Source organism: Metabacillus niabensis, assembly GCF_020524345.1.
In the GTDB taxonomy this organism is placed as follows: domain Bacteria; phylum Bacillota; class Bacilli; order Bacillales; family Bacillaceae; genus Metabacillus; species Metabacillus niabensis_B.
On the sequence record NZ_JAIVLH010000001.1, the window covers coordinates 486926 to 507441 of the forward strand.

The 20516-nt window shown below is 35.3% G+C and carries 23 protein-coding genes; 22 read left to right on the forward strand and 1 reads right to left on the reverse strand.

The features are described from left to right. Positions 1 to 43: 43 nt before the first annotated feature. From hisC to ypjB, 12 genes are all read left to right on the forward strand, one after another. A complete protein-coding gene (hisC, locus tag LC095_RS02540; RefSeq protein WP_226526649.1) occupies positions 44 to 1126 on the forward strand; it encodes a histidinol-phosphate transaminase in 1083 nt (360 codons plus the stop codon). 116 nt (positions 1127 to 1242) lie between these two features. Continuing rightward, entirely contained in the window at positions 1243 to 2346 is a 1104-nt protein-coding gene (locus LC095_RS02545) for a prephenate dehydrogenase (protein ID WP_226526650.1), read from the forward strand. Between the two features lie 42 nt (positions 2347 to 2388). Continuing rightward, positions 2389 to 3684, forward strand: coding sequence for a 3-phosphoshikimate 1-carboxyvinyltransferase (aroA, locus tag LC095_RS02550; RefSeq protein ID WP_226526651.1), 1296 nt, complete (start codon positions 2389 to 2391; stop codon positions 3682 to 3684). A gap of 209 nt (positions 3685 to 3893) precedes the next feature. Continuing rightward, complete coding sequence (locus tag LC095_RS02555) at positions 3894 to 4799, forward strand: hypothetical protein (RefSeq protein ID WP_226526652.1); 906 nt, start codon at positions 3894 to 3896, stop codon at positions 4797 to 4799. Positions 4800 to 4870: 71 nt separating this feature from the next. Further along, on the forward strand, positions 4871 to 6139 hold the full coding sequence (locus tag LC095_RS02560) for a tetratricopeptide repeat protein (RefSeq protein ID WP_226526653.1): 1269 nt from the start codon (positions 4871 to 4873) through the stop codon (positions 6137 to 6139). A gap of 81 nt (positions 6140 to 6220) precedes the next feature. Continuing rightward, a complete protein-coding gene (locus tag LC095_RS02565; RefSeq protein ID WP_226526654.1) occupies positions 6221 to 6766 on the forward strand; it encodes a ReoY family proteolytic degradation factor in 546 nt (181 codons plus the stop codon). A 197-nt stretch (positions 6767 to 6963) separates the two neighbouring features. Further along, on the forward strand, positions 6964 to 7419 hold the full coding sequence (locus tag LC095_RS02570; RefSeq protein ID WP_226526655.1) for a YpiF family protein: 456 nt from the start codon (positions 6964 to 6966) through the stop codon (positions 7417 to 7419). 141 nt (positions 7420 to 7560) lie between these two features. Continuing rightward, positions 7561 to 8067 carry a ubiquinol-cytochrome c reductase iron-sulfur subunit gene (locus LC095_RS02575; RefSeq protein WP_026560196.1) on the forward strand — a complete coding sequence of 169 codons (507 nt, stop codon included), beginning with the start codon at positions 7561 to 7563 and terminating at the stop codon, positions 8065 to 8067. Between the two features lie 5 nt (positions 8068 to 8072). Then, entirely contained in the window at positions 8073 to 8747 is a 675-nt protein-coding gene (gene qcrB / locus LC095_RS02580; protein WP_026560195.1) for a menaquinol-cytochrome c reductase cytochrome b subunit, read from the forward strand. 67 nt (positions 8748 to 8814) lie between these two features. Then, the gene (locus LC095_RS02585; protein WP_026560194.1) at positions 8815 to 9582 is read left to right on the forward strand and encodes a menaquinol-cytochrome c reductase cytochrome b/c subunit; all 768 of its coding nucleotides are present in this window, start codon (positions 8815 to 8817) and stop codon (positions 9580 to 9582) included. 103 nt (positions 9583 to 9685) lie between these two features. Beyond that, a complete protein-coding gene (locus LC095_RS02590; RefSeq protein WP_226526656.1) occupies positions 9686 to 10279 on the forward strand; it encodes a DUF1405 domain-containing protein in 594 nt (197 codons plus the stop codon). Positions 10280 to 10411: 132 nt separating this feature from the next. Continuing rightward, positions 10412 to 11209 (forward strand): sporulation protein YpjB, encoded by a 798-nt coding sequence (gene ypjB / locus LC095_RS02595; RefSeq protein ID WP_226526657.1) that lies wholly within the window; start codon positions 10412 to 10414, stop codon positions 11207 to 11209. Between the two features lie 48 nt (positions 11210 to 11257). On the opposite strand, the gene LC095_RS02600 is transcribed toward ypjB, so the two are convergent. Continuing rightward, positions 11258 to 12130 (reverse strand): YitT family protein, encoded by an 873-nt coding sequence (locus tag LC095_RS02600; RefSeq protein WP_226526658.1) that lies wholly within the window; start codon positions 12128 to 12130, stop codon positions 11258 to 11260. 159 nt (positions 12131 to 12289) lie between these two features. Here LC095_RS02600 and LC095_RS02605 point away from each other — a divergent pair, with 159 nt between their 5' ends. From LC095_RS02605 to panD, 10 genes are all read left to right on the forward strand, one after another. Beyond that, positions 12290 to 12604, forward strand: coding sequence for a nucleotide pyrophosphohydrolase (locus LC095_RS02605; protein ID WP_226526659.1), 315 nt, complete (start codon positions 12290 to 12292; stop codon positions 12602 to 12604). A 13-nt stretch (positions 12605 to 12617) separates the two neighbouring features. Beyond that, a complete protein-coding gene (gene dapB / locus LC095_RS02610; protein ID WP_226526660.1) occupies positions 12618 to 13415 on the forward strand; it encodes a 4-hydroxy-tetrahydrodipicolinate reductase in 798 nt (265 codons plus the stop codon). 20 nt (positions 13416 to 13435) lie between these two features. Next, a complete protein-coding gene (gene mgsA / locus LC095_RS02615) occupies positions 13436 to 13846 on the forward strand; it encodes a methylglyoxal synthase (RefSeq protein WP_226526661.1) in 411 nt (136 codons plus the stop codon). 52 nt (positions 13847 to 13898) lie between these two features. Beyond that, positions 13899 to 14609 carry a bacillithiol biosynthesis deacetylase BshB1 gene (bshB1, locus tag LC095_RS02620; protein ID WP_226526662.1) on the forward strand — a complete coding sequence of 237 codons (711 nt, stop codon included), beginning with the start codon at positions 13899 to 13901 and terminating at the stop codon, positions 14607 to 14609. Continuing rightward, positions 14609 to 15763 (forward strand): N-acetyl-alpha-D-glucosaminyl L-malate synthase BshA, encoded by a 1155-nt coding sequence (bshA, locus tag LC095_RS02625; protein WP_226526663.1) that lies wholly within the window; start codon positions 14609 to 14611, stop codon positions 15761 to 15763. The genes bshB1 and bshA overlap by 1 nt, the downstream gene beginning before the upstream one ends. After that, entirely contained in the window at positions 15747 to 16964 is a 1218-nt protein-coding gene (locus LC095_RS02630; RefSeq protein WP_226526664.1) for a CCA tRNA nucleotidyltransferase, read from the forward strand. The genes bshA and LC095_RS02630 overlap by 17 nt, the downstream gene beginning before the upstream one ends. Next, positions 16934 to 17914, forward strand: coding sequence for a biotin--[acetyl-CoA-carboxylase] ligase (locus LC095_RS02635; RefSeq protein WP_226526665.1), 981 nt, complete (start codon positions 16934 to 16936; stop codon positions 17912 to 17914). The genes LC095_RS02630 and LC095_RS02635 overlap by 31 nt, the downstream gene beginning before the upstream one ends. Before the next feature lie 410 nt (positions 17915 to 18324). After that, entirely contained in the window at positions 18325 to 19164 is an 840-nt protein-coding gene (gene panB, locus LC095_RS02640; protein WP_226526666.1) for a 3-methyl-2-oxobutanoate hydroxymethyltransferase, read from the forward strand. Beyond that, on the forward strand, positions 19161 to 20003 hold the full coding sequence (gene panC / locus LC095_RS02645; RefSeq protein WP_226526667.1) for a pantoate--beta-alanine ligase: 843 nt from the start codon (positions 19161 to 19163) through the stop codon (positions 20001 to 20003). Before panB ends, panC begins: the two co-directional genes overlap by 4 nt. Positions 20004 to 20058: 55 nt before the next feature. Continuing rightward, positions 20059 to 20442: an aspartate 1-decarboxylase gene (gene panD / locus LC095_RS02650; RefSeq protein ID WP_226526668.1), complete on the forward strand. Its 384-nt coding sequence runs from the start codon at positions 20059 to 20061 to the stop codon at positions 20440 to 20442. The last annotated feature ends 74 nt before the right edge of the window (positions 20443 to 20516 follow it).

Genomic DNA, 20516 nt, shown 5'->3' on the forward strand with positions numbered 1-20516 from the left:
TTGAACTCAAATATTGTTTACTTACTTAAAAGAGGTGTTTGCTTTGCATGTAAAAGAACAGTTATTAAATTTAAAACCGTATCAGCCTGGTAAACCTATAGAAGAGGTGAAAAAAGAATTTAATTTATCTAAGGTTGTAAAGCTTGCTTCAAATGAAAACCCATATGGGTGCTCACCAAAAGCTAAACAAGCAATTGTAGATGAGTTGGAGCAGTTGGCAATTTATCCTGATGGATATAGTGCATTGCTTCGTACGAAGCTGGCTGACCATCTAGGTGTAAAAGAGGAACAATTGATCTTTGGAAATGGATCAGATGAGATTGTTCAAATAATCTGTCGTGCCCTATTAAACCAAGAAACAAACACAGTTATGGCTGCTCCAACATTTCCGCAATATAAACATAATGCTGTGATAGAAGGAGCTCAAATTAGAGAAGTTCCATTAGTAGAAGGACATCATGACTTAGACGCAATGCTTAAGCAAATTGATGAAAAAACAACAGTTGTATGGGTATGTACACCTAATAATCCAACGGGTACATATATAAACAGGGAAAATTTATTGGATTTCATAAATAAGGTACCTAAACATGTACTAATAGTTGTAGATGAGGCTTATTTTGAATACGTAATAGCAGATGATTATCCACAAACAATAGAATGGATTAATGATTATCCAAACCTTATGATCCTGCGTACATTTTCTAAAGCGTATGGACTTGCTGCATTACGTGTAGGTTATGGAATTGGGAATACAGAATTAATAAGAAAAATAGAACCTGCCAGAGAGCCTTTCAATACAAGCAGAGTTGCCCAGGCTGCTGCAATAGCTGCATTAGATGATGCAGAATTTGTAGCTGATTGTCGCGAGAAGAATAAAAAAGGCTTAAAGCAATTTTACGATTTCTGTGAAGAGCTTGGACTAGAATACTATCAATCAGAAGGAAATTTTATTTTAATTAACTTTAACCGAGATTCTGATGAGGTCTTTCAAGCTTTACTGAAAAAGGGATATATTGTTCGCTCAGGTAATGCTCTTGGTTTCCCAACACACTTACGTATTACAGTAGGAAATACGCAGCAAAATGAAGAAATCATTGAAGCATTAAAAGATTTTGTTCAATAATAATCCAGAGGGTACTAGTCTAAATTTAGTATAAGCTTAGAAGTACCCTCTTTTTAAATGTAACATAAATGAATGAATAGCCTCTTTGATGATAGGCCAAAAAAGGTGATTACAGAATGGTAAATAGAGTTTATTTAATAGGCCTTGGGTTAATAGGAGGCTCAATAGCATTATCTATAAAACAAAAAAATCCGTCTATTCATATCATCGGTTTTGATATAAATGTAGAACAGGCTAATCTTGCCAGGAGAATAGGTGCCATTGATGAGGTATCTACAGAGCTATTTCCTGACCTTTCAACAATTGATATGATTTTTCTTTCTACGCCAGTTCAACAAACAATAAACATTATTGAAGAACTTAAATTACAAAACTTAAAAAAAGATGTGATCGTGACAGATGTTGGGAGTACGAAAGTAAAGATTGTAGAGTGTGCAAACAAACATCTGAATGGAAAAATAAAGTTTATAGGCGGTCATCCAATGGCCGGCTCACACAAATCAGGGATTTTAGCAGCAAAACCACATTTGTTTGAAAATGCATTTTACATATTAACTCCTTCTAAATATGTAACCCCCCATGATGTACAAAGCTTAAAAGATGTCCTTGAAGGGACAAAAGCTAATTTTATTGAAATGACTCCAGAGGAACATGATGAAGTAACAGGAGTAATTAGTCATTTTCCACATATTGTTGCTGCCAGCCTGGTGTATCAAGCAAAGAATCATGAGGAGGAATTTCCACTTGTTAAGAGATTAGCCGCTGGTGGTTTCCGGGATATTACTAGGATAGCTTCAAGTAATCCTTCAATGTGGCGTGATATTTTGCTTCACAATAAAGGTCCATTATTACATTTATTTGACGAGTGGATCTTAGAAATGGAAAGAATAAAGAATCTTGTTGCAAAGGAAGAAGCAGAGAATCTATTTACTTATTTTCAACAAGCTAAACAATATAGGGATGGACTTCCTGAAAAACAAAAAGGGGCAATTCCTTCCTTCTATGATTTATATGTAGATGTTCCTGATTATCCGGGAATTATTTCAGAAATTACTGGATACTTGGCGAAGGAAGAGATTAGTTTAACGAATATACGTATTATTGAAACACGTGAAGAAATCTATGGTGTTCTAGTATTGAGCTTTCAAACTGAGAAGGACCGGGAGCTTGCTATTAAATGTATTAATAAATACTCTTCTTATGAAACGTTTATGATGTAACAAGTTAAAATATCCAATTGGATGAATGGATGAGGTGGAATCATGGTAGAGACAAAAAAACTATCGAAGATCAATCAGCTAACAGGCACAATCGAGATTCCTGGTGATAAATCTATTTCTCATCGTGCTGTTATGTTTGGATCGATTGCAAATGGTAAAACAGAAATTTCCAACTTTTTAATGGGAGCCGATTGCCTAAGTACGGTTTCGTGCTTTAAAAAAATGGGAGTATCAATTGATATTCAAGAAGGACATGTTACTGTTGAAGGAAATGGTTTTGATGGTTTAAAGGAACCTTCAGATATATTGGATGTTGGAAATTCAGGAACAACAACCAGGTTAATGATGGGAATATTAGCAGGAGTACCTTTTCATTCGTGTATTATAGGTGATGAATCCATCGCTAAAAGACCAATGTCCCGTGTAACAAACCCACTAAGAATGATGGGAGCAAAAATTGATGGAAGAGAAGATGGACAGTATACACCACTATCTGTTAGAGGTGGAAACTTGCAAGCAATACATTACCATTCACCAGTTGCAAGTGCTCAGGTAAAATCAGCTATATTGTTAGCTGGTTTAAATACTAAAAATGAGGAAACAACGGTAACTGAACCTCATAAATCCAGGGATCATACTGAAAGAATGCTAAGAGCGTTTGGTGTAGACGTGAAGGAAGACGAAAACTCTGCTTCAATTATTGGTGGACAAAGCCTACAAGCAACAAATATATTTGTACCAGGTGATATTTCTTCTGCTGCCTTTTTCCTTGTCGCTGGAGCCATTGTTCCAAATAGTGAAATTTTATTAAAAAATGTTGGCATTAATCCAACGAGAACCGGCATTTTGGATGTTCTGGAACAAATGGGTGCTTCAATTGAAATTACACCAAAAGAAGGTCACACTTTTGAACCTGTAGCTGACATTGTTATAAAAACTTCTTCTTTAAAAGGTACGACAATTAGTGGAGACCTTATTCCTAAATTAATTGATGAAATACCAGTAATTGCTTTATTAGCTTCACAAGCTGAAGGAGACACCATCATTAAGGATGCGAGTGAATTAAAAGTTAAAGAAACCAATAGAATTGATACGGTTGTTGGTGAATTGAAGAAAATTGGCGCCTCAATCGAAGCAACTGACGATGGAATGATTATTAGCGGTAAAACTAAACTAACAGGAAATGCTAAAGTATCCAGTCATGGTGATCACCGAATTGGCATGATGCTTGCAATTGCATCATGTATTACGGAAGAACCAATTGAATTGGAAAATGGGGATGCAATTGATGTTTCTTACCCTACATTTTTTGAACATTTAGATTCATTAGCAAAATAATAAAAAGGCCTTTCACATTTTAAGTGAAAGGCCTTTTCGAACATAAATTACTATGCTAAATATCCCTTAAGCATCCATCCATCGATGTATTTGTCTTTATCCAATTATCCCCATCTTGCAAACCCATTGTTATGACATAAATATTCGTCTTTCATCATAGCTTGTCTTAAGAGGTTGAAAGGAGGGGACTTAAGATTATGTGTTATATAATGGACAAAGTCGGTATACTGAAGAGTGATCGTATTGAACAGACCACACTACTAGTAAACCAAAATAAAATTGAATTTATGCGGCAGTCGATGGATAATATCAAGTTTATGAGGATGGATTTAAGTTCGTATCTGATTACCCCTGGCTATGTTATGCTCGATTTTTCTCTTCATTCATTACTTCCTTTTCAAGACTTTAAACAACAATTCATAAGGTATTTAAAAAAAGGCTGTACTTCTCTTTTAACTGTTGTGGACATTAAGTATGAAAAAGAGTTAGTATCACATGTGAGAAAAAGAAGACATTTAATGATTAATTCCCCGATTGATTATTATATGGCAATTAAACTTTCGTTAAAAAGTTTAAATCAATCAGTGCTGAGAAAATGCAAGCAACAACAAGTTTCAATTGTTTTTGTTGAAATAAACAAGGATGATAGACTGGATTTAACTTCTTGGGGTTGGATAAGAGATGCGATGTTTTCAAATCCGATAACTCTTATTCCATACACGAGTGATGAGTCGTTGTCTCCAATTAAAAAAAATAGACTCTTACAGGAATGGAATCGAATCGTTAGAGAGCATCGAATATCCTCTGTATATGAATTCCTAGAAGAAGGAACACCTCTTTCAAAAGAAATACTAATGAAATTAGGCATTTATCCGGTTAAAGGAGATATTCGAGTAGGTAATAAATTGAATTATAATTTGTACAAACTAGAGGAACTTAAATACCATATAGATGGGAAACCAATTATTCAAGATGATGAAATCTCACCTACTTTTACTTCTCATAATGGCAAGCTTATAAATATTAATGGTGATATTTTATTTCTCCCTGGAAAAGGAGAGGAATGTTTTATTTCCATTTCAAGTCGTTTTATACCACAATCAGCTTCATTTTGATGTATGATATAGACAGAATATAATATTGATAGAGAACATAAAACCAGTGATGGTTAAGGAAAGGATCGTTTATGTTTAATCAAGTATTAAATGAAGCAATAAACCTCGTAAATAAAGGAGAAACAGAAGAAGGACTGACTCTTTTAGAAAACATAATACCTACATTACATGATGAAGAAAAGCTTCAATTAGCAGATCAGTATTATCAGTGGGGTATAATTGATAAAGCACATGAAATAATTGAAGAACTTCATTTCCTATACCCTGATGAGATTCAAATCACTTTATTTTTAGCAGAGCTTAAGATTGATTTGGAAAATGAAGAAGAAGCGATAGAACTTTTAAACATGGTTTCTAAAGAACATGAATCATATCCACACGCTTTACTCTTGTTAGCAGACTTATACCAAATGCAGGGTTTGCCAGAGGTGAGTGAGCAAAAATTAAAAGAGGCCAAAGAAATATTACCCCAGGAACCGGTACTTGACTTTGCATTAGGGGAGCTCTATTTTCACCAAGGAAAGTATAAACATGCTATTCCATATTACCAGGGCCTTTTAGAAGAACATGACCTGATTTCCGGCGTTAATTTGCATCAAAGATTGGCAGAATGCTTAAGTGCAAATGGACAGTTTGAAGAAGCACTTGATCATTATAAGCAAACAATTGAGTCTCAAGAAGATGCTGATACACTGTTTGGTTATGGATTTACCGCCTACCAAGGGGGATTCTACAAAACAGCTATACAACAATTCCTAACCTTAAAAGAAGCGGATCCTTACTATACTTCCCTTTATCTATACTTAGCAAAATCATATGAACAAGAAGGTCTTTTAGAAGAAAGTCTTGAGTCGGTTCAAGAAGGCATAAAAGTAGATGAATACAATAAGGACTTATACTTATTTGGTGGAAAGATAGCGATAAAAGTTGGGCAAATTCCAACTGCAGAAAATTTATTACGTGAGTCCCTGGCAATAGATCCTGGTCATATCGAAGCTGCGATAACCTTATCCCATGTTTTCCTCCAGGATGAACGATATGATGATGTGGTTGATCTTATTACTGAAATTAAAAGATATGGTGAAGATGATCCTCAATTTGAGTGGAATTTAGCCAGAGCTTATCATCAAAAAGAAGAATATACACAGGCATTAAAACATTATGACCTTGCATATACTTTTTTCAAGGATCAACGAGATTTCTTACACGAATACGGTTATTTCTTGTTAGAAGAAGGAAGAATACAGCAGGCGAAGGCAGTTTTTCAAGAAATCCTTAAACAAGACCCATCAAATGTCGAAATCGATGAGATCTTGCTACAATTAGAAGATGAATTTTAATGAAAAAGAGAAGGATTTTATTTTTATTTTGTGGAATTATCAAAGTAAGAATATACTCGATATTGCAGAGGAGGGAATAGTATGGTGGCCCCTGTATCTGTCCATGAAAAGAAAGACTTCATCAGGTGGTTTCTAAACCATTATCAATTAAAAAGAAGAGAATGCGTATGGATATTAAATTATTTAATGAGTCATGACACTCTAATGGAAAAGGTACATTTTGTCGAGCAGGCTCAATATTGCCCAAGAGGGATTATTATGTCCACGCATTGTGTTGAAGAAGTTCCATTCCGCTTTTATAAAGAAAATGTGATGACGACAGATGCTGAGAAGTCTTTTCACGATATAAGACTAAATAAAGACGAAGAGCTTTTTATTCAGCTTAATTTCAGGTCAGCTTATCAGTCACCACAATATGCTGCAGTTCTCGAATCAAATCCTTTTATGCCGGAACATTTAAATGAAAATGAAAAAGATAAAGAAATAGCAGAACAAATTCTTGAATACTCTATTCAGCGTTATCAAAAAGAAAAGCTTCTACATTTAATTGATCAAGCACTTGATCAACAAGATAAAGAAATGTTTCAAACGTTAACTCATCAATTAAAGCAATTAAAAGAAAAATAATCTATATTGGTAACTCATTTAGAAGGATCACCGGGACAAAAGAATGTTGATGTCCAGTGTGTGATTGACTTAAAGTGAGTTACCCTTTTTATTTTTAAAACATGTTTCAAACTACATACTTTACTAATCATTTAACAATAGTTCGTACAAGCTTTATAATAACAATATATAAATATGCCAATAGGGAGTTGTGGATAATGAAGTGGGTTTCAAATGATGTTGACTTATATAATCAAACGAAGGAATATATTGATACGGCGGTTGTACCGCTGGTGGCTATTTCAGTTGGTTCAGATTTTAAGAACACCGTGTCAAAAGGTGAATTTATCAATTTGGTTAGTATGGACCTTGAAAGACAGTTGAAGGGGAGAGTTTTTCTATTTCCAACGTATTCTTACTTAAAAAAATCAGAAAATGTGATTGAAAATTTAATAGAGTGGAAAACTGAATTACAACAAGAATTTAAACATGTAGTCTTCTTAACGAGTGATACGGAATTAAAGGAAGAAAAGAATGAACAATTGGAGGGGAAATTAATTTGGCTTCCAACAATACCTCTTGAGAATATGGATGAAAATTTAAAAAGAAAGCTGTTACAAGATCAAGTCGAACAAATTTTGAACATTTTATTACAATCTTGGAACAAATCATAAAAACCTTTTCATTTCCAGGATTAGAAAACAGGATTTTATTGACCTCATGGAAAGATTGATATATCATGAGTATGTCCTAGTTTTATATATCATTTCCGTATGTCCATAACGGACAGAGCTTAAGATAGAGGGGGGAAAATGATGAGCGAGAAAAAACATCGAGTTTCTAGACGTCAATTCTTGAACTATACGCTTACCGGTGTAGGCGGTTTCATGGCTGCAGGTATGCTAATGCCAATGGTTCGCTTTGCACTTGACCCTGTGCTCCGACCAGCAGAGGAAACCGATTTGGTTCAAGTAGTAAAGGTTGACGAAATCACTGAAGAACCTCAACGCTTTGACTTTAAAATCAAACAAAAAGATGCTTGGTATGAATCAGAAGAAACAAAATCAGCTTGGGTTTTTAAGGAAGGCGATAAAATTACAGCCCTTTCACCAATCTGTAAGCATCTTGGATGTACAGTAGGATGGAATAATGATCCAGGAAATCCGAACAAGTTTTTCTGTCCATGTCATTATGGATTATATGAAAAAGATGGTAAAAATGTTCCTGGTACACCGCCTCTTGCACCACTTGATGTTTATGTACATGAAGTGAAAGATGGCTATTTATTCTTAGGTAAAGCGAAACCACGAGGGGAGGCGTAATCAAATTGCTTAACAAAATTTATGATTGGGTTGACGAACGGTTAGATATTACGCCTATGTGGCGCGATATTGCTGACCATGAAGTTCCAGAGCACGTAAACCCTGCACATCATTTTTCTGCCTTTGTATACTGCTTTGGCGGATTAACGTTCTTTGTTACCGTTATCCAAGTTCTTTCTGGTATGTTTTTAACGATGTACTATGTACCGGACATTAAAAATGCTTGGGAATCCGTTTTTTATCTTCAAAATGAAGTAGCTTTCGGACAAATTGTTCGTGGAATGCACCACTGGGGAGCCAGTTTGGTCATTGTCATGATGTTCCTACATACACTTCGTGTCTTTTTCCAAGGGGCTTATAAAAAACCTCGTGAATTAAACTGGGTAGTTGGTGTACTTATTTTCTTTGTTATGCTTGGACTCGGTTTAACTGGTTATTTATTACCATGGGATATGAAAGCATTATTTGCTACAAAAGTTACTCTGCAAATTGCAGAATCTGTTCCATTAATTGGACCAACAGTTAAGACATTGTTATCAGGACACCCGGATATTGTAGGTGCTCAAACACTTACCCGTTTCTTTGCTATCCATGTCTTTTTCTTACCGGCTGCATTATTCGGTCTAATGGCAGCTCACTTTATTATGATTCGTAAGCAAGGTATTTCTGGTCCACTATAAGAAGAAATATGATTAATCATTGTAATTTTATTTATATCGGAAACCACCTTAGTAAGGAGGGGAAATCATGCATCGCGGAAAAGGTATGAAATTTGTCGGTGACTCTCGTATTTCAGCCGAGAGAAAACCTAACATTCCGAAGGATTATTCGGAATACCCTGGGAAAACAGAAGCATTCTGGCCGAACTTCCTCCTCAAGGAGTGGTTAGTTGGTGCTGTTTTCTTAATCGGATTTTTATGTTTAACCATAGCGCATCCATCACCGCTTGAGCGTGTAGCAGATCCTACGGATGCTGGCTATATTCCATTACCAGACTGGTACTTCTTATTCTTATACCAATTGTTAAAATATTCGTTTGCATCTGGTCCATATACAGTAATCGGAGCAATCGTGATTCCGGGACTTGCATTTGGTGCATTAATGTTAGCACCATTCTTAGATCGAGGGCCTGAACGTCGCCCTGCTAAGCGTCCTGTTGCAGTAGGAATGATGATTCTTGGTGTTGCGGCAACATTCTTCTTAACTTGGGAATCTGTTGCAACACACGACTGGGAAGCAGCAGCTGAACAGGGGAAAATAAAAGCTGAAGCGGATATTGATAAAGAATCTGAAGGATATGCTATCTACCAGGAGCAAGGCTGTATTTCATGTCATGGTGATAACCTTGAAGGAGGAGCTGCCGGTAAAGCTCTTGTTGACAATGGTTTAGAGCCTGATGCTATTGCAGATATTGCTAAGAATGGTCAAGGTAGTATGCCTGCTGGAGTATTTAAAGGTACTGATGAAGAATTAAAAGTACTTTCAGAGTTTATCTCTGGTGTGACTTCAAAATAAAAGCTGACATTTGTCAGCTTTTTTTTGATAAAAATAATATAATTTTGTGGAAGAAATTAGCGAGCAAGTATCAAAAAAATACTAAGTTTGGTGTGTGAACTTAATGAGAGTATTCCAATATCTATTAGGACAGAGGCCAATCATATTTGTTATGTTCATCATTAATTTGTTTGGTACGATTTACGGATATTATTGGTACAGATATCAATTGGCAGAAACACCTGCTCATTTTTATATATTTGTTCCTGATAGTCCAACAGCAAGTCTGTTTTTTACGATTGTCTTATTTGCTTTCTTATTTAAGCGGAATTTACCAATTATAGAAGCTTTAGCAATTGTTACGTTATTTAAATATGGTATTTGGGCAGTTATTATGAATCTGCTTGTATTAGCGGTAAATGGTACTTTGCCTAGGGAAGGTTACATGCTTATCGCTTCTCATTTTGGCATGGCTGTTCAGGGGTTATTGTATGCCTCATATTACCGGTTTAAAGCATGGCATTTGATTGTAGCTGCAATTTGGACGTTACATAATGATGTCATAGACTATGTCTTTGAAATGATGCCCCGTTATAGTGTTTTAATGGAATATTTAAATGAAATCGGTTATATGACATTTTGGTTAAGTATAATATCTGTAGGAATAGCTTACTATTTAGTGATAAGAAATCAACTAAAGCAACTCGAAATAACCTAGCACTTTTTGCTGCTAGGTTTTTACTTATTCTAATAAATGTATAACAAATATTACAGACATCCAAGGCAAATTGTTGGTCTAACCTTGTCCCAATGAACATACGTTTTAATAGATGTTCTAGGGGGGACAAGGATGAAGAAATTATTAGTCGTCATTATTTTTAGTATGTTGCTTCTACATATAAAACCAGCATTTGCAGATGAATCGTACGACTGGAAATCACTTAATGAGATAGCTGATACGGCCCTGCAACTAGCAAAGCAGGAACGGTTTAACGAGTCTGTCCAACTACTAGAGTACTTTGCTGTCAAATTTGAAGAAATACCAATTGACAGACAAGAACTATCACTCGATCATTACCGGACTCTTTCGAATACCCATCAAAATGCACACGAGCTATTATTAGACGATAAAGTAAGTACAACCGAAAAGGTAAGATCTTTAACAAAATTTCGTTTAGTGGTCGATGCAATGGTATCTGAGCATCAACCATTATGGAGTTCAATGGAAACATCCATAATGGAAACTTTCTCTCAAATGAAAAGCGATGTACAAGAAGGAGATAATCAATCTTTTCAACATGATTTTAATGAGTTTCTTGCACTATATGAGGTTATATATCCCAGTATTCAAGTGGATCTGGATATACAACGCATAAAACGTATGGATGAACATATCTCTGTTGTGGAAAATCAACTCTTTCAAGAAATATCGGAAACGAGTCAAGCAAAACAATTAGCTGTGATGGAAGAAGAATTAAAAGCAATTTTTGAAAGAGTCAAAGAGGATGAAGCAGACCCATCATTATTATGGGTTATGATCTCAACAGGAAGTATTATCTTATTAGCATTATCCTACTCTGGTTTTAGAAAGTATAGAGGAGAAAAAGAAAAGCTTATAAAACGTGAAAAAGACAATAGTATGAAATAAAGTATCACCAAAAAGAGAGTGACTTTTTATCACTCTCTTTTAGCATGCTTACCTTGATAAGGGTTTTTTATTTTCGTCTAAGGTAAAACCTTCACCTAACACATCATGAACATCGCTCACAGCAACAAATGCATGAGGATCTACCGAAGTAATAACATTTTTCAAACGAACAATTTCATTTTTTCCAACAACACAATAAAGGACATTTCGATCTTGTTTAGAATAAGATCCTTGCCCTTTTAAAATTGTAACTCCACGATCCATTTCCTTCATTATTTTAGCAGCAATTTCTTCAGGAAGATTTGAAATAATCGTTGCACCTTTTGCAGCATATGCACCCTCCTGCATAAAGTCGATTACTCTGGCTCCAACAAAAACAGCCACAAGTGTATACATAGCTTCTTTATAAGAAAGGTATGCTACCCAGGATATCGTGATTACGCATAAATCAAATAAAAACATTGTTTTTCCCATACTCCAACCAATATATCGATGAGTCAACCTTGCAATGATATCTACACCACCAGTTGTTCCTCCGTATCGGAAAATTGTTCCAAGGCCAATTCCAATAGAAACACCTGCAAATAGTGCGGCCAAAGTAAGGTCATCTTTCAATGGCATTTGGATTTGATATCTCTGAAATATCCATAAATATAAAGAAAGACTAACTGTTCCAATAATTGTGTAAACAAAAGAAGTCTTCCCAAGTACCCGCCAACCGATTATGAAAAGTGGGATGTTTAAGACCAGGTTAGATATAGAAGGGTCAATATGAAAAAGAAAATAAAGCAAAAGTGTTATACCAGTAAATCCGCCTTCTGCTAGGTTGTTTTGAATGTTAAAATGAACAAGACCAAAACCAAAAATACCTGAACCAATCAAAATAAATACGATGTTTTTTATCCTAAGATCTTGCAGCATATTCCACCTCCGCTAATACATCACAGCGTAAATATTATAGTTGATAGAATGTCAAGGTGCAAATTTTGAGAAATTCATGACGAAATAATTGTAAATTAATGATGATTTAGCTAACATTGAATAGAAAAGAATGAGGTGATAATAGTGGAGAATAAATCTATGAAGGACCTTCAAAAAGAAGTAGATGATTACATAGGTCAATTTAAGGAGGGTTATTTTTCACCATTAGCCATGATGGCTAGAATTACTGAAGAAGTTGGAGAATTAGCAAGAGAAATAAATCACTCCTATGGTGAAAAACCGAAAAAAACATCGGAAGAAGAGAAAAAGATTGAGGAAGAGATTGGGGATGTATTATTTGTCCTGATTTGCCTTGCTAATTCCTTACAAATAGATTTAGAACAAGCCCATAATCTAGTTTTGGAAAAGTTCAATACTAGAGATAAGGATCGTTGGACAAGAAAAGAAAATTAAAGGAGATTTATTTATGTCAGAAATTAAGATTGTTATTGCTGGTGCACGTGGGAGAATGGGCAGTGAAGCTGTAAAACTAGTAGAAGACACAAAACATTTTCACCTAGTAGCAGTTGTCGACCATAAATACGAGGGAATGAGACTTAATCAAATTGAAGGCTTTAATGCAGATGTTCCGGTTTATACAGATATAGAAAAATGTTTCTTTGAAACAAATCCCGATGTTTTAATTGATTTAACTACACCTGAAATTGGGAAGGTACATACAAAAAAAGCGCTAATGCATGGTGTACGCCCGGTTGTTGGCACAACTGGTTTTTCTGAAGCAGATTTAAAGGAGCTTCAACAACTGACAGAAGAAAAAGGGATTGGTGCGATTATTGCTCCTAACTTTGCAATCGGGGCTATTTTGATGATGAAATTTTCACAAATGGCTGCGAAGTATTTTCAAGATGTTGAGATAATTGAACAACATCATGATCAAAAGTTAGATGCTCCATCAGGAACTGGGTTAAAAACAGCGGAAATGATTTCTGAAGTAAGAGAAGAAAAACAACAAGGCCATCCTAATGAACAAGAAATCTTACCAGGTGCACGAGGGGCGAATATGAATGGTATTCGTATCCACAGTGTTCGCCTGCCGGGTTTAATTGCTCATCAGGAGGTTCTTTTTGGAGGCGATGGTCAAACATTAAAAATACGTCACGACTCCTATAACCGCGCTTCATTTATGTCTGGAGTTAAATTAGCTGTTGAAAATGTTATGAATATAGATTTATTAGTATATGGATTAGAAAATATTATTGAATAACAGATAAAGGGGAAATGTTCATGAAAATTGCATTAATAGCTCACGATAAAAAGAAAAACGATCTTGTTCAATTTGTGATGGCTTACCAACCGATTTTTTCCGAGCACCAACTGTTTGCTACAGGTACTACAGGTTTTCGTATTAATGAGGCTACTGACTTACCTGTTCATCGTTTTCAATCAGGCCCTCTTGGAGGAGATCAAGAAATAGGGGCTTTGATCGCAAAAAATGAAATGGACATGGTTATTTTCTTTAGAGATCCTTTAACAGCACAACCACATGAACCGGATATTACGGCATTAATTCGTCTTTGTGATGTTTATTCAATACCACTAGCAACAAATATGGGGACAGCGGAGATATTAGTACGTGGATTGGATCGTGGAGATTTCCAATGGCGTAATATCATTCATGAAAAGAAAGAAAAATAAACATTATAGATAGTATTAGAATGATTATATACTATGTTACAAGGAGAGGAAAATGAGTAAACAATTGGATTTCCTTGCGATTGGTGCCCATCCTGATGATGTCGAAATCGGGATGGGGGGAACAATTGCTAAGTATACTCAAAAAGGACTAAAGATAGGGATCTGTGATTTAACTAAGGCTGAATTATCGTCAAATGGCACAGTTTTAACTAGACAAAAAGAGGCCAAACATGCTGGTGAAATTTTGGGTATTACAGAGAGAATTCAGCTATCGATTCCAGATCGGGGTCTCTATTTATCAGATTCTTCCATAAAAGAAATTGTTGAAATTATTAGAACATACAAACCACGAATAGTCTTCGCTCCTTATTTTAAAGATCGTCATCCGGATCATGGGAATTGTTCGAGACTGGTTGAAGAAGCGGTTTTTTCAGCAGGGATCAAAAATTATCAAGACAGTCAGGGTTTACCTGCCCATCGCGTTCAACATGTGTATTTTTATATGATTAACGGATTTCTTAAACCGAATTTTGTAATTGATATATCTGAGACTATTGAGATCAAATTAAATAGTTTACGTGCATATGATAGTCAATTTGAAAAAGTAGATGGTTCAACAGATACACCTTTAACAAATGGTTATATCGAAGCTGTAGAAAGTAGAGAACGAATATATGGAAAAGAGGTTGGTGTCATGTTTGCTGAGGGGTTTTTATCAAGAAAGCCAATCCTACTTTCTAATGATTTGATTGGTGATGCATAATGAAAAAGAAACTTAAAATAGGAATAACATGTTATCCATCTGTTGGCGGGTCAGGTGTTGTAGCAACAGAGCTTGGAAAATTATTAGCCGAAAAAGGACACGAAGTACATTTTATTACCTCAAGTCTTCCTTTTCGATTAAATAAAGTATATTGTAATATTACATTTCATGAAGTAGAGGTTAATCAATATTCAGTCTTTAAATATCCACCTTATGATTTAGCATTAGCGAGTAAAATGGCGGAAGTTGCAAACAGAGAGGATTTAGACCTCCTTCATGTCCATTATGCTATTCCTCATGCAATTTGTGCATATTTAGCTAAACAAATGGTGAAAAAAGATTTAAAAATAGTCACAACATTACATGGTACCGATATTACGGTGCTCGGGTACGATCAATCACTGGCTGATATGATTCGATTTGGGATTGAATCCTCAGATCAAGTTACGGCAGTATCAAATGCATTGGTTAATCAAACATATGATTTGCTCCATCCCGATAAAAAAATTGAAACAGTCTACAACTTTATTGATGATCGTGTTTATTATAAAAACGATGCCATGCATTTGAAGAAAGAGTACAAAATTGAAGAAGATGAAAAGGTTATTATCCATGTATCAAACTTTAGAAAAGTTAAACGGGTCCAAGATGTTGTTTACGCTTTCCAAAAAATACATAGAAAAGTAAAGTCAAAGCTTCTTCTGGTTGGAGACGGTCCTGAAATGACATATGTGAATAGACTGGTACGAGAATTAGGTCTTGTTGAACATGTATTATTTCTTGGTAAACAAGACAGTTTAGAAGAACTTTACTCAATCAGTGATTTAATTTTATTATTATCAGAAAAGGAAAGTTTTGGCTTGGTGCTCTTAGAAGCTATGGCGTGTGGTGTCCCATGTATAGGAACAAATGCAGGGGGAATACCTGAAGTAATCCTTGAAGGTGAAACAGGATACATATGTGACGTAGGTGATATTGAGACCATTGCTATTAGAGCAATTCAAATATTATCTGATCAAGATTTACATAGCAGAATGGCAGAAAGCGCGACAACTCTTGCTAAGGAACGTTTTCATTCTGATAAAATTGTTTCTCAATATGAATCAATTTACTATAAGTTACTAGAAGGTGTAAAAATTGGAGACTCCATTTGATGAAGCCAAACCGATTTTAGAAAAACTACATCAATCAGGCTTTGAGGCCTATTTTGTTGGTGGAGCAGTCCGTGATTTCTTATTAGGAAGAGAAATTGGAGATGTAGATATCGCAACCTCTGCTAAACCTGAAGATATTAAGAACATCTTCCTTAAAACGATAGATGTTGGAGCAGAGCATGGCACGATAATTGTTATGCATGAAAAAGAGCAGTATGAAGTCACGACATATAGGGCGGAATCAGGATACGAAGATTTCAGGCGTCCAAACAATGTCCAATTTATCACCTCATTAAAAGAGGATTTACGTAGAAGAGATTTCACCATTAATGCAATGGCTATGAACATTAATGGTGAAGTTTTTGATTATTTTCACGGAAAAGATCATATGAAACAAAAGTTGATTCATACAGTAGATTCGCCCAAAGAAAGATTTAATGAGGATGCCTTAAGAATGTTGAGAGCTCTTCGATTTGTAAGTCAATTACATTTCACTTTGTCTGTAGAAACAGAAGAAGCAATCAAACATCACGTTCATTTGCTCGACGCAATCTCAGTTGAAAGAAAGACAACTGAAATAGAGAAGTTGTTAAAAGGTGTTAATGTTAAATCAGCTTTACATCTTGTTATTCAATGCAAGGTATATAACTATTTACCAGGTTTTGTTGGAGGAAAAGTGATGTTAGAAAAGCTTTCCTCCTTTCCATTTAAATACCTTACTACAAGGGAAGAACTTTGGACTGTATTAACATATTATATAAGCCCTTCTGCAGTTGAAATTTTCTTAAGAAAATGGAAACTATCTAATAAATTAATAAAATCTGTACGAAAAAATCTTTCCTTTCTTACTTTACAATTGAAAAATCCAGAATGGACAGATTTATTATTATATGAGGCTGGTCTTGGTACAGCAATTGCTGTTGAAAGGATCCGGTCTATTTTACTAAATTCTCAACAAATAAATGAAAATGTAAATAAATTAAAAGTTTCTTTTAATCAATTACCTATCAAAACAAAAAAAGAAATAGCGGTTAATGGTCATGATTTAATTCAATGGATAAATAAAGAACCGGGTCCTTGGGTCGCACAAGTAATGGGAAAAATTGAAAAAGCAGTTTTGTTGAAGAGAATAGAAAATAAAAGATCAGAAATAAAGGAGTGGCTATTAACATGCAGTCAGGACTTCGATCAAAATTATTAGAAGCCTTTTCAAACGCAGAAGGCGGTTTTGTATCAGGTCAAAAACTTAGCGATTATATTGGCTGCTCTAGAACAGCAGTATGGAAGCATATAGAGGACCTAAGAAAAGACGGATACGAATTAGAAGCAGTAAGGAGATTGGGCTATCGTATAACAAAAAAGCCAAATAAAATTAGTGGTAATGAAATTAAAATTGGACTTAAGACTAGGAAAATGGGGCACCATGTTCATTTTGAAGAAACCGTATCTTCTACTCAAAAAATAGCTCAAACATTAGCAAATGAAGGAGCGGAGGAAGGAACTATTGTAGTTGCAGAACAACAAACAAATGGTAGAGGAAGAATGGCGAGACAATGGTATTCTCCCAGCGGGACAGGGATTTGGATGAGTCTTATTATCAGACCAAATATAGCTGTTCAGGCAGCGCCACAGTTGACACTTTTAACGGCCGTAGCCATTGTACAAGCTATTGAGGAGATTACACCACTAAAGCCTGATATAAAATGGCCCAATGACATATTAATTAACGGAAAAAAGCTGGTTGGTATTTTAACAGAATTACAGGCAGAAGCTGATAGGGTACATTCGATCATAATTGGAACAGGAATAAATGTAAATCAATCCATAACTGATTTTCCAGAGGAGCTACGTCATGTCGCAACGTCCATTCAATTAGAAACTGATAAACAATGGGATCGAGCCCAATTGATTCAAGAGATACTCTTGAAATTTGAGAATCTCTACTCACTTTATTTAGCACAAGGTTTTAGACCAATTAAATTACTTTGGGAAGGCTATGCTGTTAGCTTACAAAAGCCAATTACGGCAAGAACAATAAATGGCACTATTGAGGGTATAGCGATTGGAATAAATGATGCTGGTGTTTTATTAATTCAAACAAGTGACGGTTCGGTAAAACAAATTTATTCCGCAGATATTGAACTTCAGTAATATAAATAATGAATGTTTTTTATGATATATCACAATGGTGTTTAGCAAATTTTTCTGCTATACTTTTCTATGGGTAGTATCTAAATTGGAACTACACCGTTAAAAGAAAAAGATTGAGTAATAATTGCTTGTTATCAGTAATAATAAGAATACAAATTTCGTTAATTTAACCTGCCTTGATCCATGAATGGACTAGGACAGAGGGATGAATTTGACTATAAAAACCTTTAATCCTTCTATCTTTGTTGATATGAAGGATTTTTATTTTAATTAAGTAATGCGATATGGGAATATGTATATTACCAAATAATCAGGTCATTCATCTTCTCTCCTTAGTTTTTCTTTTAATGTACTACCCAACAATACTGTTAAAGTCATAAGTTCCACATCTATTGACTTGGAGGGAAACCATGAAAACAAGACAAGATTTTATGAAAATGAAGGAAAGAAATGAGCCGATTACCATGTTGACAGCATATGATTTTCCTAGTGCTAAGCAAGCTGAACTTGCAGGAATAGATATGATCCTTGTAGGAGATTCACTGGGGATGGTTGTACTTGGTTATGACTCTACAATCCCGGTAACCGTTAATGATATGATTCATCATACAAAAGCTGTTAAACGTGGTGCAAAGGACACTTTTGTTGTAACCGATATGCCGTTTATGTCCTACCATCTTTCAAAGGATGAAACAATGAAAAATGCGGCTAGAATTATGCAGGAAGGTGGGGCGGATGCTGTTAAATTAGAAGGAGCTGATGGGGTAACTTCTGTTATCGAAGCTCTTACCTTCGGAGGGATTCCAGTTATTTCCCACTTAGGTTTGACACCACAATCAGTTAATGTCCTCGGTGGATATAAAGTGCAGGGAAAAGATGCGGAAGCAGCGAAAAAATTAATTGATGATGCTAAAAGGTGCCAGGAAGCAGGTGCAATTGCTCTCGTATTAGAGTGTGTTCCGCAACAATTAGCGGAAGAGATTACAAAATTTCTAACAATCCCTACTATCGGAATTGGTGCTGGACGTCAAACAGATGGTCAAGTATTGGTGTATCATGATTTAATAGGCTACGGATCTGGATATGTCCCAAAATTTGTCAAACAATACGTTTCAATCTCAGAGACAGTTCAGACCTCAATTAGTCATTATATAGCAGATGTTAAAAATAGATCATTTCCTGAAGAAAAACACTCTTTTAATATGAAAGAGGAAGTATTGCACAGCTTGTATGGAGGAATAAGTAAATGATTGTCGTTGAAACAAAACAAGATCTTAAAGATAAATTAAATAGCTATCAAAGTCATCAAACTATTGGATTTGTACCTACAATGGGCTTTTTACATGAAGGACATGTAAAGCTTATTGAAGAAGCGAGGGAGACAAACGATATTGTGGTTTTGAGTATTTTTGTTAATCCTCTGCAGTTTGGCCCTAATGAGGATTTTGACTCATATCCAAGAGATGCAGAACACGATGAAGCGATTGCCAAACAAGCGGGTGTCGATGTGCTGTTTCGACCTCAAGTAGAAGAAATGTATCCCGATAAACCTTCATATACAGTTTCTGTTCGAAATCGCGTAAATGTTCTATGTGGAAAATCCAGAAACGGGCATTTTGATGGAGTAGCAACTGTACTTACAAAGCTATTTCATTTAGTGCAGCCTAATCGGGCATATTTTGGAATGAAAGACGCTCAGCAGGTTGCTGTTATTGATGGATTAATCAAAGAATTTCATTTTCCAATTGACTTAGTACCTGTTTCGACAGTTAGAGAGGAAGATGGCTTAGCAAAAAGTTCTCGCAATGTTTATTTAAACGAAGAAGAACGATCACAGGCACCTATCTTATATAAAAGCTTAAAAATAGCCGAGGAAACGATTTTAAATGGAGAACGAAATAAACAGGCAATCATTGAGCAAGTTTCATCATTAATTAAAACAGAAACTTCCGGTATAATTGATTATATTGAAGTTTTATCGTATCCCGAGCTTAAGGAACTAGAGGTAATTACCGGTAAAATCATTATTGCAATAGCAGTTAAGTTTACAAATGCAAGACTAATTGATAATATAACGATTGAAATTTAATGAAATATACAATTATGACAATATAGACAAAAAAATTGTTTGGAGGAAAAAATGGATGTTTCGTACAATGTTGAATGGTAAAATTCATCGTGCACGAGTAACAGAAGCGAATTTAAACTATGTTGGCAGTATTACAATTGACCAAGATATTATTGATGCAGTAGGTATGCTTCCAAATGAAAAGGTGCAAATAGTGAACAATAACAACGGTGCCCGCCTTGAAACCTATATCATACCTGGAGAAAGAGGCAGCGGGGTAATATGTCTTAATGGGGCAGCAGCAAGACTTGTTCAAGAAGGTGATATTGTCATCATCTTAACTTATACAATGATAGCTGAAGAGAACATTTCAACTCACCAGCCAAAAATAGCAATTATGGATGAGAATAATAAAATTGTTGAAATCTTAGGACAGGAACCAGCTGCTACAATCATGTAAAGGTAAAAGACCTACCTCATAATTGGCTCTTTCGGACAGAAACCTTCGAAAAAGTCTTTTATAGATAGGTCTTA

Excerpts from the sequence above, each read along its gene's own strand:
- LC095_RS02545 (WP_226526650.1), top strand. The coding sequence starts at position 1,243 with ATGGTAAATAGAGTTTATTTAATAGGCCTTGGGTTAATAGGAGGCTCA.
- aroA (WP_226526651.1), top strand. The coding sequence starts at position 2,389 with ATGGTAGAGACAAAAAAACTATCGAAGATCAATCAGCTAACAGGCACA.
- LC095_RS02555 (WP_226526652.1), top strand. The coding sequence starts at position 3,894 with ATGGACAAAGTCGGTATACTGAAGAGTGATCGTATTGAACAGACCACA.
- LC095_RS02560 (WP_226526653.1), top strand. The coding sequence starts at position 4,871 with ATGTTTAATCAAGTATTAAATGAAGCAATAAACCTCGTAAATAAAGGA.
- LC095_RS02565 (WP_226526654.1), top strand. The coding sequence starts at position 6,221 with ATGGTGGCCCCTGTATCTGTCCATGAAAAGAAAGACTTCATCAGGTGG.
- LC095_RS02570 (WP_226526655.1), top strand. The coding sequence starts at position 6,964 with ATGAAGTGGGTTTCAAATGATGTTGACTTATATAATCAAACGAAGGAA.
- LC095_RS02575 (WP_026560196.1), top strand. The coding sequence starts at position 7,561 with ATGAGCGAGAAAAAACATCGAGTTTCTAGACGTCAATTCTTGAACTAT.
- LC095_RS02585 (WP_026560194.1), top strand. The coding sequence starts at position 8,815 with ATGCATCGCGGAAAAGGTATGAAATTTGTCGGTGACTCTCGTATTTCA.
- LC095_RS02590 (WP_226526656.1), top strand. The coding sequence starts at position 9,686 with ATGAGAGTATTCCAATATCTATTAGGACAGAGGCCAATCATATTTGTT.
- ypjB (WP_226526657.1), top strand. The coding sequence starts at position 10,412 with ATGAAGAAATTATTAGTCGTCATTATTTTTAGTATGTTGCTTCTACAT.
- LC095_RS02600 (WP_226526658.1), bottom strand. The coding sequence starts at position 12,130 with ATGCTGCAAGATCTTAGGATAAAAAACATCGTATTTATTTTGATTGGT.
- LC095_RS02605 (WP_226526659.1), top strand. The coding sequence starts at position 12,290 with ATGAAGGACCTTCAAAAAGAAGTAGATGATTACATAGGTCAATTTAAG.
- dapB (WP_226526660.1), top strand. The coding sequence starts at position 12,618 with ATGTCAGAAATTAAGATTGTTATTGCTGGTGCACGTGGGAGAATGGGC.
- mgsA (WP_226526661.1), top strand. The coding sequence starts at position 13,436 with ATGAAAATTGCATTAATAGCTCACGATAAAAAGAAAAACGATCTTGTT.
- bshB1 (WP_226526662.1), top strand. The coding sequence starts at position 13,899 with ATGAGTAAACAATTGGATTTCCTTGCGATTGGTGCCCATCCTGATGAT.
- bshA (WP_226526663.1), top strand. The coding sequence starts at position 14,609 with ATGAAAAAGAAACTTAAAATAGGAATAACATGTTATCCATCTGTTGGC.
- LC095_RS02635 (WP_226526665.1), top strand. The coding sequence starts at position 16,934 with ATGCAGTCAGGACTTCGATCAAAATTATTAGAAGCCTTTTCAAACGCA.
- panB (WP_226526666.1), top strand. The coding sequence starts at position 18,325 with ATGAAAACAAGACAAGATTTTATGAAAATGAAGGAAAGAAATGAGCCG.
- panC (WP_226526667.1), top strand. The coding sequence starts at position 19,161 with ATGATTGTCGTTGAAACAAAACAAGATCTTAAAGATAAATTAAATAGC.
- panD (WP_226526668.1), top strand. The coding sequence starts at position 20,059 with ATGTTTCGTACAATGTTGAATGGTAAAATTCATCGTGCACGAGTAACA.